This window comes from Oxalobacteraceae bacterium OTU3CINTB1 (assembly GCA_024123955.1).
Taxonomy (GTDB): Bacteria; Pseudomonadota; Gammaproteobacteria; order Burkholderiales; family Burkholderiaceae_D; genus Rugamonas.
This window is the reverse complement of record CP099652.1, coordinates 1,644,475-1,655,987: the sequence shown is the minus strand read 5'-3', so window position 1 is coordinate 1,655,987 and position 11,513 is coordinate 1,644,475. Positions and strand designations below refer to the sequence as shown.

The 11,513-nt window shown below is 66.2% G+C and carries 8 protein-coding genes; 4 read left to right on the top strand and 4 right to left on the bottom strand.

The window, feature by feature from the left end:
- Positions 1-114: 114 nt before the first annotated feature.
- The 4 genes from NHH73_07160 to NHH73_07145 form a co-directional block, all read right to left on the bottom strand.
- Positions 115-1,746, bottom strand: coding sequence for a methyl-accepting chemotaxis protein (locus NHH73_07160; GenBank protein ID USX28052.1), 1,632 nt, complete (start codon positions 1,744-1,746; stop codon positions 115-117).
- Positions 1,747-1,849: 103 nt separating this feature from the next.
- A complete protein-coding gene (locus NHH73_07155; GenBank protein USX28051.1) occupies positions 1,850-2,374 on the bottom strand; it encodes a GNAT family N-acetyltransferase in 525 nt (174 codons plus the stop codon).
- Between the two features lie 4 nt (positions 2,375-2,378).
- Positions 2,379-2,900 carry a GNAT family N-acetyltransferase gene (locus NHH73_07150; GenBank protein USX28050.1) on the bottom strand — a complete coding sequence of 174 codons (522 nt, stop codon included), beginning with the start codon at positions 2,898-2,900 and terminating at the stop codon, positions 2,379-2,381.
- Positions 2,901-3,100: 200 nt separating this feature from the next.
- A complete protein-coding gene (locus NHH73_07145) occupies positions 3,101-4,375 on the bottom strand; it encodes an amidohydrolase family protein (GenBank protein USX28049.1) in 1,275 nt (424 codons plus the stop codon).
- A 268-nt stretch (positions 4,376-4,643) separates the two neighbouring features.
- Here NHH73_07145 and NHH73_07140 point away from each other — a divergent pair, with 268 nt between their 5' ends.
- The 4 genes from NHH73_07140 to NHH73_07125 all read left to right on the top strand — a co-directional run bounded on the left by NHH73_07140 (position 4,644) and on the right by NHH73_07125 (position 11,506).
- On the top strand, positions 4,644-5,510 hold the full coding sequence (locus tag NHH73_07140) for a phasin family protein (GenBank protein USX28048.1): 867 nt from the start codon (positions 4,644-4,646) through the stop codon (positions 5,508-5,510).
- 153 nt (positions 5,511-5,663) lie between these two features.
- Entirely contained in the window at positions 5,664-7,418 is a 1,755-nt protein-coding gene (locus tag NHH73_07135) for an ABC transporter transmembrane domain-containing protein (protein USX28047.1), read from the top strand.
- Positions 7,408-9,219 (top strand): ATP-binding cassette domain-containing protein, encoded by a 1,812-nt coding sequence (locus NHH73_07130; protein ID USX28046.1) that lies wholly within the window; start codon positions 7,408-7,410, stop codon positions 9,217-9,219. The genes NHH73_07135 and NHH73_07130 overlap by 11 nt, the downstream gene beginning before the upstream one ends.
- Before the next feature lie 280 nt (positions 9,220-9,499).
- On the top strand, positions 9,500-11,506 hold the full coding sequence (locus NHH73_07125) for a diguanylate cyclase (protein ID USX29577.1): 2,007 nt from the start codon (positions 9,500-9,502) through the stop codon (positions 11,504-11,506).
- The last annotated feature ends 7 nt before the right edge of the window (positions 11,507-11,513 follow it).

The window sequence follows — 11,513 nt, the reverse complement described above, 5'->3', positions numbered from 1 at the left end:
GGATCCCTCTTCTTCTGGTACAGCGGTGAAGAGCGAATCATAATGGATACTGCCCGTCAGCAATGGGCGTTCGGCGGAGCGCTTGACGCGCGTCAAACCAAGTTCAGATGTTCCTCAAGCCGGCAATAACTTGCGCCGTTCAGGCGCCGGCAAGCGCGCGGCCGGCCCTTGGGCCTGCTCCTCCAGCTTGAAGATGCTGACCGCGTCCGTCAGGCTTTCCGCCTGCTGCGTCAGCGCCTCTGCCGCAGCGGCGGCCTCCTCCACCAACGCGGCGTTCTGCTGCGTGACGCTGTCCATCTGGCTGATGGCGATGCTGATCTGCTCGATGCCGTCGCGCTGCTCGCCGCTGGCGACCGAAATCTCGCCGATGATGGCCGTCACCCGCTGCACGCTGCTGACCACCTCGCCCATCGTCTCGCCGGCTTGCCCGGCCAGCCGGCTGCCGGCCTCGACGCGGCTGACCGAGTCGCCGATCAATGCCTTGATCTCCTTGGCGGCCGACGCCGAGCGCTGGGCCAGGTTGCGCACCTCGGACGCCACCACCGCGAAGCCGCGCCCCTGCTCGCCGGCGCGCGCCGCCTCCACCGCCGCGTTGAGCGCCAGGATGTTGGTCTGGAAAGCGATGCCGTCGATCACGCCGATGATGTCGACGATCTTGCGCGAGGATTCGTTGATCGACCCCATCGTCTGCACCATCTGCTCGACCGCGTCGCCGCCGCGCTCGGCCACCCGCGAGGCGACGTCGGCCAGCTTGCTGGCCTCGTTGGCGTTGGCGTTGTTCTGCTGGACGGTGGTGGTCAGTTCCACCATCGCCGCCGCCGTCTCCTCGAGCGAGCTGGCCTGCTGCTCGGTGCGGCCCGACAGGTCCAGGTTGCCGGCGGCGATCTCCACCGTCGCGCCGTGGATGGTTTCGGTGCCGGCGCGCACCTTGCCGACGATGCCGCTCAGATTGGTCTGCATGGTCCTGAGCGCGCCTAGCAACTCGCCGATCTCATCCTTGCTATCGACCCGCACCTCGCTGCGCAAGTCGCCGCCGGCCACCGTTTGCGCCACGCCCACGGCGGCGTGCAGCGGCACGGTGATGCTCTTGATCAGCCAGAACACCGTCACGCAGCCGACCACCAGGGTCACCGCCAGGGTGATGCCCATGACCAGCATCGCCTCGGCGTGCGCGGCCCGGCTTTCCTCGTCCATCTGCTGCATCAGGCGGTTCGACTCCTTGCCGATGTAGGCGACGATATCGTCGATCTTCTTGGTCGGCTCGCGGTCCATGCCCTTGACCAGGTTGTCGACCACCTTGGCGCTTTCGCGATTGGCGGAGTCGTATTGCTTGAGCGCCTCGAGATAGCGCGCGCCGAGCTCGCTTTGCGTCTTGATGGCGTCGTCGACCAGCGGCGTGCCCAGCTTGAGCACGTCGAGTTGCGCATTTAGTTTTTGCAGGTTGGCGCGGGTGGCCTCGCCGGCTTTGACGAAGGCCTTGGTGTAGCGGTCCAGCTGCGCCGGATCGTTGCCGCGTATCAGGATGTTCTTCCACTCCTGCACCTGGATCTTGAACTCGACTTGCGCGCCGCGCGCGGTGTCGATGGCCTGGCTGATCGCCAGCGAGCGCTGCAAGGCCTGCGCGCTGCGCGCGCTGCCGCTATCGAGCGCCCGCCAGCCGCCGGTGGCGACAATCGCCAGCGCGACAAAAAAGAACGCGCCCAGCAACCCCAGTCGAACCCCTATCTTCAGATCGCCGAGTTTCATAGTTTTTCCTGTGGCAAGAGTTGACTTTCATCATGCGCTTGCCGCGCATGGATGCCAAGACCGGCATGCTGGAAACAGGAAGGATTCGCGCCGTTGCAACAGATCAGGTCGGCTGGGGAGAAAACTCGATGCAGTAAATATTGGTAGGACGATCATTCGGCGGCAACGGCCGGTTCTCGACGAAGCTCAGGCCCAGCTTGTGCAGCAGGCGGATTGAATTGGCGTTGCCCGGGTCCGTCAGGCCCAGCACACGCCTCATGCCCAGCACGCCGCGCGCGTAGGCCAGCACGGCGACCGCCGCCTCATGGGTGTAGCCCTGGCCGAAAAACGCGGGGCGGATGGCGTAGCCGATATCGGGCCCGGGCAGCGTATCGCGCTGGATCAGGCCGCACAGGCCGAGCGCCCGGCCGTCGCCCTTGCGCTCCATCACGTACAGCGAATGGCCGCAGCGCTGCTGCATCGCGCGCGGGCCGTCGATGATGGCGGTGCGGGCGTCGTCGAGGCTGCGGATGCCCTTGTCGCCGATGAATTCCAGCCAGGTCGGATCGTTGACCAGTTCGAAATAAAAAGCGGCGTCATCGACCTCGATGGTGCGCAGGCGCAGGCGTTCGGTGTCCAGTATGTTCATGAAGTCAGGCGTCGGGCCAATGGGAGGGGTCGTCCAGCAACTGGTACATGACGTAGACGTCGACGTAGCCCAGGTACTGGTGGTAATAGGCGCGCGGCAGGGTGCCGACGATGGAGAAACCAAGTTTTTTCCACAGCAGCACGGCGGCGACGTTGGAGCTGACCACGTAGTTGAACTGCATCGCCAGGTAGCCCTGGGCGCGGGCGCGGTCTAGGCAGTCGGCGCCGAGCAGCTTGCCGACGCCAACGCCCTGGGCCGCCGGGCTGACCATGAACGAGGCGTTGGCGACGTGGGCGCCACGGTCGCGCTGGTTGGGGATCAGGCGGTACATGCCGACCAGGCGTTCGCCGTTGAGCAGCGCGACATACGCTTGCACGCCGGGGCCGAACCAGTAGGCGTGGCAGTCCTCGCGGCTGGTGTCGGCGGCGAAATAATAGGTGTCGCCGCTGGCGATCAGCTGCTGGAAAATCTCCCACATGGCGCCGAAGTCGGCTTCCGTGGCGGCGCGGATGGCGATTTCTTTCAAGTGGGCTCCAGTACGGATAATGTAAGTCCAACGGAGACACGTCGGGCGGATCAGGCGGAACGCCGTAATCCGCCAATGCATGCGCTGTCGAAAACGCATGCATGGCGGATTACGCTTCGCTAATCCGCCCTACGTGTCACCAGAAAAATCATGCTCGATTGTCATGGATTTCCGCCGGCAAGTCCAGCCAAGTCCAGCCGCTAACGGTTCAGGCGGAAATTGACGCTGTCGGCCCGCCCCGGCAAATTGAGCCGCGCATGCGCGCGCGGCGATTCGGCGATCACCTCGCCGCGCCGCATCACCAGGCGGCGCGCCGCGCGCAGCCGGATCGCCTCCACCGGATCGGCCGCGTCCAGCAGCACCAGGTCGGCGTGGTTGCCGACCGCGATGCCATAATGCTCCAGCCCGAGGATGCGCGCCGGCGTCGTCGTCACCGCCTCGAAGCAGGCGCGCATCGCGTCCTGCCCGGTCATCTGCGCCACGTGCAGGCCCATCTGCGCGACCTCCAGCATGTCGCCCGAGCCCAGGCTGTACCACGGATCCATCACGCAATCGTGGCCGAAGGCGACGTCGATGCCGGCCGCCAGCATCTCCGGCACGCGCGTCATGCCGCGCCGCTTCGGATAGCTGTCGTGGCGCCCCTGCAAGGTGATGTTGATCAGCGGATTGGCGATGGCCGCCACGCCGCCCTCGCGTATCAGCGGCAGCAATTTGCTGACGTAATAATTGTCCATCGAGTGCATCGACGTCAGGTGCGAGCCGGTCACCCGGCCGTGCAGGCCGAGCCGGTTGCTTTCATAGGCCAGGGTTTCGATGTGGCGCGAATGCGGATCGTCCGATTCGTCGCAGTGCATATCAACCCGCAAGCCTTTGTCGGCGGCGAACTCGCACAGGATGCGCACCGATTCGGCGCCGTCGGCCATGGTGCGCTCAAAATGCGGAATGCCGCCCACCACATCGACGCCCATGGCGATGGCGCGTTTGAGATTGGCCAGCGCCGTCGGACTGCGCAGCACGCCGTCCTGCGGAAACGCCACCAGTTGCAAGTCCAGATACGGCGCCACCAGCCGCTTGACCTCCAGCAGCGCCTCGACCGCCAGCAGGCGGTCGTCGCACACATCGACGTGCGAGCGGATCGCCAGCAGCCCGCGCGCCACGGCCCAGTCGCAATACTGCAACGCGCGCTCGATCAGCGCCTGCTGCGTCAGGTCCGGCTTCAACTCGCCCCACAGCGCTATGCCTTCAAGCAAGGTGCCCGAGGCGTTGACCCTCGGCAGGCCGTAGCTGAGCGTGGCGTCCATGTGGAAGTGGGCGTCGACGAAGGGCGCGCTGACCAGATCGCCGCCGGCGTCAATCTCGCGCGCGGCGGTGATCGGCAGGGCGGGGCCGATGGCGGCGATACGCCCGTGTTCGACGGCGATATCGACACCTTGCCGGCCATCGGCCAGATTGGCATTGCGAATGACCACATCCATGGAGACGCTCCCGGCGTTGTTTTTCAGTAAGGCGATTGTAGTCATTTTCAGATAAAACCACCACTTGTTGCGCCGCAGCAATCGGCGTGTGTTTCCGGGACGTTTTGCGCTGGATCAAACTTCCGTGAACTAGTGTTCACTCCGCATTTTTCCTAGCGGCACTCTTTCCGCAGTGGTACAAAAAATAACTTTCCAAGGCTGTTGTTCGTCGCTAGAATGTTCTCATATTGCATCGCAACAGACGTTCCACCGTCGTCCAGGAGAAACCATGTCTTCGCTTACCGAACAGTTTTCCGCCGTCACCAAGTCGCAGTTGGAAGCACAGTTTAAGATTTTTAACACCTTCGCCAGCACCGCCGTCGACAGCGCCGAAAAAGTCATCGCGCTCAATCTCAGCACCACCAAGGCCTCGGTCGAGAAATCGTCGGCCGCCGCCAAAAAGCTGCTGGAAGCCAAGGGTCCGCAGGAACTGTTCGGCCTGAACGCGGGGCAGCCGACCGGCCTCGACAATCTGCTGGCCTATGGCCGCCAGTTGGTCAGCATCGCCACCGCCGCCCAGACCGAGCTGCTGCAAAGCGCGCAGAGCGGCATGAAACAGGCGCAGGAACAGGCGCAGCAGCTGGCCAGCACGTCGCCGCTGGCGGCAGTGGCCAAGCCGGTCCTGGCCGCCGCCCCGGCGCCAGCCGCCACGCCGGCGCCACTCGCATCGGTCGCCCCGGTCGTCGCGCCGCTGGTCGAAACCGCGCCGGCTCCCGAGCCTGCCGCGCCGCCGGCGACCCTGGCCGCCGCCGTCTCGGCCGCCGTGGCCGTGGCAACGCCGGACAGCGCGCCAGTGATCGCGGAAGCCTCGACCGCCTCGGCCAACGAACCGCTCGCTTCGCCGCCACAGAAAGCGTCCAAGAACCCGGTCAAGCCGAAGCCGGCCGCCGCCCCGATCGAGCCGCCAGCGCCGGTCGAAGTCAAGGCCGAGGTCAAGCCCGACCCGGTGAAATCCGCCTTCCCCGCGCCGGCACAAAAGCCGATCGCACTGGCGCCGGAGACCAAGCCGTCCAAGTTGAAGGAAGTGGCGCCGAAAGGCAAACCGGCGCCGGGCAAGCCGCTCGACATCATCAGCGGCGGCAAGGGCAAGAAATAAGAGGCCGCTCCGCGCACCAGGCGCACGCACACGCACACGCGGCAACCCACGCATCAAACCAGCGGGCTCCGGCCCGCTTTTCTTTGCCTTGCTGTATCCTAACGGACTACGCGCCGGCAACGTTCCGCCGGCCCCACGCTATTCCGAGGCAACATGTCTACACTCTCAGCGCTGATTGGCGGCTTTGTACGCCAGCACAGCCGCGCCTATGCCGTCTCCGGCCTGATGCTGGCCGGCGTGGCCACGCTCACCGTCTGGGTGCCGCGCAAGGTCGGCTCGATGATCGACGGCCTGGCCGCCCACACCCTGTCCGGCAACGCCCTGCTGATGGAAATCGGCGGCCTGCTGCTGATCGGCCTGGCCATCTATTTCCTGCGCGTGGCCTGGCGCCAGATCCTGTACGGCGCCGCCTACAAGCTGGGCGTGTCGCTGCGCACCCGCCTGTACGCGCGCATGTCGCTGCAGGGCGCCGGCTTCTACCAGCGCCAGCGCACCGGCGACCTGATGGCGCTGGCCACCAACGATATCGACGCCATCGAGATGGCCGCCGGCGAGGCCATGCTGGCCGGCTTCGACGGCGCGCTGACCCTGGTGCTGGTGCTGGGCGTGATGCTGCTCGGCGTCGACTGGCGCCTGGCCTGCGTGGCGCTGCTGCCGTTTCCGCTGATGGGCTGGGCGTTCTGGTATATCTCCGGCCACATCCACACCGCCTCCACCGATTCGCTCAAGCGCTTCAGCGACTTGAACGACCATGTGCAGGAAACCCTGTCCGGCGTGCGCACCCTGCGCGCGCTCGGCCTGGAACAGCGCAGCGCCCAGCAGTTCGGCGAGCTGGCGCGGCATGCGTCCGACGCCAGCCTGCGCGCGCAGGTGTGGGAAGCGGCCTACGAACCGGCCGTCGGCCTGACCCTGACCGCCGCCAGCGCGCTGACCATCGGCGTGGGCGGCTATCTGGTGTGGCAAAACCAGCTGACCATCGGCTCGCTGACCGCGTTCACCATGTACCTGGGCCAGCTGATCTGGCCGATGTTCGCCGCCGGCTGGGTGCTGTCGCTGATCGAGCGCGGACGCGCCGCCTGGGCGCGCCTGCAACCGATGCTCGACGCGCCGCTGGCCATCGACGACCACGGCAGCCTGACCAAGGTCGAACCCGGCCCGCTGGCGCTGACGGACGTCGGCTACGCCTACCCGGAGCAATCGGCGCCCGCCCTAGGCGGCATCACGCTCGAACTCAAGCCTGGCCAGACCCTGGGCCTGGTCGGCCCCACCGGCAGCGGCAAATCGACCCTGCTGCGCGTGCTGATGCGCCAGCTCACGCCGCAATCGGGCAGCGTGCGCTGGAGCGGCCATCCGCTCGACCAGTACCGGCTGCACGCGCTGCGCGCGGCCATCAGCTGGGTGCCGCAGGAGTCGTTCCTGTTCTCGTCGTCGATCGCCGACAACATCGCGCTGGCCCGCCCCGGCGCCACCCGCGCCCAGGTCGAACACGCCGCCAACCTGGCCGCCATCCACGACGACATCCTCAAGTTCCCGAACGGGTATGAAACCGAGGTCGGCGAAAAAGGCATCACCTTGTCCGGCGGCCAGCGCCAGCGCGTGGCCATCGCCCGCGCGCTGCTGGCCGATAACGACCTGCTGCTGCTCGACGACGCGCTGTCGGCGGTCGATACCGGCACCGAAACGCGCATCCTCGAGCACCTGGAGGAGCTGCGCCAGGCGCGCCCGGGCCGCAGCGCCGTCATCGCCAGCCACCGCCTGAGCGCCGTCGTCAACGCCGACCTGATCGTCGTGCTGCGCGACGGCCGCATCAGCGAAACCGGCAGCCACGAACAACTGCTGGAGCAGGATGGCTGGTATGCCAGCCAGTGGCGCTATCAACAATTGGAAGCCAGTCTCGATGCCCTCTAATACCGAAGAAAAAACCGGCAGCCAGACGCGCCAGGCGTTCGCGCTGCTGCACCGTGCCGCCCGCCCCGACCAGCACCACCTGGGCTGGGCCGTGATGTGGCTGATGCTGGCCGCGCTGCTGGAGGTGCTCGGCCCGATCATGGGCAAGGCGCTGATCGACGAACACCTGCTGCCGCGACACCTGGATTGGCCGCGCATGGCGGCGCTGCTGGCCGGCCTGCTGCTGACCGGCTGGATCGCCAGCGGCCTGCGCTACCTGCAACTGGTGCGCCTTTCCGGCCTGGCGATGCGCTCGGTGATGCGGCTGCGTCAAATGGTCTACGGCCACGTGCTGCTGCTGCCGATGTCGTTCTTCGACCGCGCCATCACCGGCCAGCTGGTCTCGCGCGTGACCAACGACACCGAGGCGGTCAAGAACTTGTACATCCAGGTGCTGTTCGTCATGCTCGACAGCACCATCGTCCTGGTCGGCACCATCGCCGCGATGGCGTGGCTGGACTGGCGCCTGATGTCGATGGTGCTGGCGCTGCTGCCGGCGGTGCTGGTGATCGTCTGGCTGTACCAGCGCTGGAGCGCGCCGGCCGTCACCCGCGCCCGCGCGCTGCGCAGCGACATCAACGGCCAGATGGCCGAGTCGATCGGCGGCATGAGCGTGCTGCAGGCGAACAACGCCGAGGCCCGCTTCGGCGCCCGCTTCGCCGCCACCAACCACGACCACTACACGGCGCGCCTGGCCGAGCTGCGCGCCAACGCCTGGCTGCTGCGCCCCGCGCTGGACCTGTTCAACATCATCCTGCTGGCGGCCGTGATTTTCATGTTCGGCAACCGGGAGATGACGGCCTCCGAGGTCGGCGTGCTGTATGCCTTCATCAGCTACCTGGCGCGCGTGATCGAGCCGCTAATCCAGATCACCATGCAGTTCAGCCAACTGCAGCAGGCGGTGGTGGCCAGCGCCCGCGTGGCGACCCTGCTGGACGAGGCGGCGGCCAACGAGCACGCCGCCGCGTCGCCGAGCAACGGCAACAACGCCGGCGCCGACAGCCGCAAGGTCGGCAACAACGACGGCGCCCGGCCTGCGGTGGCGATCAGCCATCTGAACTTCGCCTACAACGAAGGCCAGACGGTGCTGCACGACCTGTCGCTGGAGATTCCGCAGGGGGCGTTCTTCGGCATCGTCGGCCACACCGGCAGCGGCAAGTCGACGCTGCTGTCGCTGCTGCTGCGCTTTTACCCGGCGCGCCACGGCAGCATCGCCATTCACGGCGTGCCGCTCGACGAAATCGACAACGAGCGCTTCCGCGCCGAGGTCGGGCTGGTGCCGCAGGATCCGTTCCTGCTGGCCGCCTCCGCCCGCGAGAACATCGACATGGGCCGCGGCCTGACGCAGGCGCAGATCGAAACGGCGGCGCGCGCGGCGCACGCGCACGACTTCATCACGGCGCTCGACCAGGGCTACGACACCTCGCTGGGCGAAGGCGGCTCGCGCCTGTCGGTCGGCCAGAAGCAGCTGATCGCCATCGCCCGCGCGCTGGCGGGACAGCCGCGCATCCTGCTGCTCGACGAGGCCACCTCGCACATCGACTCGCAAACGGAGCAGATCGTGCAGGTGGCGATGGACGAATTGCGCGGCAAGGTGACGGTGATCGCCATCGCGCACCGGCTGTCGACGATCCGCGACGCCGACCGCATCATCGTGCTCAATCACGGCCGCATCGCCGAGACCGGGCCGCACGAGCAGCTGATGCAGATCGACGGCGGGCTGTATCAGCGGCTGTACCTGTTGCAGCAATTGGCCGCGTAATTACCACGGGGTTGCCACGGGGTTGCCACTAAGTTGATACGAAGTTGCCAACCCGGCCAGCTTGTTTTGTCAACATGTGCGCTTTTCGATGAAAAATACGCGTACCACGTCTTTCGAAGTTGCAACACGAATATAATTACCCGGACGACTCCGCAGTGGCGGAGCGCTTTCAGGGGGCTTGGCGTTGGCGGTGAAGAGAAACAGCTGGTGGTTGATCCAGGCGCGTAGCAGCGCACTGGCGGCGGCTCTCACGCTCTGCCCCTTGGCGGCCTTCGCCCAGATGGACGAGGCCGCGCTCAACAGCCGCCTTTTCGACATCCGCGAGCAAAGCCGCTTCGTGCCAGACAAGGCGCTGGCCGAGCTGCTGACCTTGCAGCCCGAGGCGGCCGACAAATCCCCGTACACCCGCGCCGAACTGCTGGTCCAGATTAGCGCCTCGCGCATGCGCATGGGCGACAACGCCGAGGCGATGGCCGGCGCCGAGGAGGTCATCGCCTACGGCAAGAGCCTCAAAGACAACGGCATCATCGCCAAGGGCATGCTGAACAAGGTCTACGTACTGTCCGCCAAGGCCGACATCGACGCCGCCCACGCCCTCGCCTTCGATGCCGAAAAACTGGCCGCGACCACCGACAACGCCGCGCTGCGCACGCAGGCGACCATCACCGCCGGCCAGAGCTACGCCGAGCAGGGCAACTTCCCGCAGGCGCTGATCAAGTTGCAGCAGGCGGTCGACCTGTCGCGCACCGTCAAGGACGATCCGGCGATGCCGGCGGCCGCGCTCAACGCGCTGACCACGCTCTACACGCAGATGAAGGAATTCGACAAGGCCTCCGCCAGCCTTGTGGAGCTGCTGGCCGAGACCGAAAAGCTCAACTCGCCGGGCCGCATGGCGATGGCCAAGACCACCGAATATGGCCTGGCGATCGACTCCGGACAACCCAAGCGCGCCCTGGCGGCGCTGCTGCGCACACTGCAGCTGGTGCGCAAGCTGGGCGCCGAACGGATGGTCGGCTCCACGCTGGTCAACCTGTCGGACAGCTATCTCAAGGAGCGGGACTACCCGCGCGCAGCGCAATACGCGCTGGAAGCCTTGAGCGTGACGCAGCGCAGCAACGACGAATCAAGCACCGCCGTGGCGCGCATCAACCTGGCCCAAGCCTATCTGGCCATGGGCCGCATCGCCGAAGGCAAGGAACAGTACGAGGCGGGCATGGCGCGCTATGAGCGGGAAAACAACAAGCCCTATCTGCAACAGGTGCTGCGCGAGTATGGCGAGGTGCTGGAGCGCTCGGGCGACCTGGCCGGCGCGTTGTCGGCCTACCACCGCGAGCGCGAGCTGTCGAACGAACTGTTCGAGAAGCAGCGCCAGAAGGCGGTGCTGGAGCTGCAGGAAAAATACGAGACCGAGAAGAAGCAGCGCCAGATCGAACTGCTCAGCCGCGAGAACCAGCTCAAGGGCGTGGAGATCGACAACCGCCGCCTGCAACAGCGCATCTGGTGGCTGCTGGCGCTGGTGTTCGGGCTGGCCTCGGTGATGATCGGCATGTTGTACCGCAAGGTGCGCAACGCCAACGCGCAGCTGGAGGAGAAAAACCTCGAGCTCAAGGCGCAATCGACGCTCGATCCGTTGACGTCGCTGTACAACCGGCGCCACTTCCAGGAATACATGCGCGGACTCAAACCGCACGAAAAGCTGCCACCCGAAATCGAAAAGCGCGCCGAACACCGCAACGATATCGTCGGCGCGCTGTTCCTGCTCGACGTCGACCACTTCAAGAACATCAACGACACCTACGGCCACGCCGCCGGCGACGCCGTGCTCAAGATGATCGCCGAGAATTTGCGCATCGCGTTGCGCGAGACCGACATGATCGTGCGCTGGGGCGGCGAGGAATTCCTGGCCTTCCTGCCGGCCAGTCCGCGCCACGGCCTGGACGACATCGCGCGGCGGATTTTAACGGGCATCTCGTCGCAGACGATCCGCTATCAGGGGCACGATATTTCGGTAAAGGTGTCGGTGGGCTTCTCGCCGTTCCCGCTGACGCCGGGCGGCACGCCGCTGCCGTGGGAGCGCGCCGTCAACCTGGTCGACATGGCGCTGTACCTGGCCAAGTCGCACGGACGCAACCGCGCGTACGGGGTGCGCGGCTTCGCCAACCTCGAACGGACGTCGATGGAGGCGATCGAACAAGACCTGGAACGCGCATGGCGCGACGGATTCGTCGATTTGAGCGTGGTGTTGGGCGAGACGGCGACGCAGGCGTTGACGCCGGCCGCCGCCTGACCATCTC

Bases quoted from the DNA above. Each gene is read 5' to 3' on its own strand.
- NHH73_07160 (USX28052.1), bottom strand. From the start codon at position 1,746: ATGAAACTCGGCGATCTGAAGATAGGGGTTCGACTGGGGTTGCTGGGC.
- NHH73_07155 (USX28051.1), bottom strand. From the start codon at position 2,374: ATGAACATACTGGACACCGAACGCCTGCGCCTGCGCACCATCGAGGTC.
- NHH73_07145 (USX28049.1), bottom strand. From the start codon at position 4,375: ATGGATGTGGTCATTCGCAATGCCAATCTGGCCGATGGCCGGCAAGGT.
- NHH73_07140 (USX28048.1), top strand. From the start codon at position 4,644: ATGTCTTCGCTTACCGAACAGTTTTCCGCCGTCACCAAGTCGCAGTTG.
- NHH73_07135 (USX28047.1), top strand. From the start codon at position 5,664: ATGTCTACACTCTCAGCGCTGATTGGCGGCTTTGTACGCCAGCACAGC.
- NHH73_07130 (USX28046.1), top strand. From the start codon at position 7,408: ATGCCCTCTAATACCGAAGAAAAAACCGGCAGCCAGACGCGCCAGGCG.
- NHH73_07125 (USX29577.1), top strand. From the start codon at position 9,500: ATGGACGAGGCCGCGCTCAACAGCCGCCTTTTCGACATCCGCGAGCAA.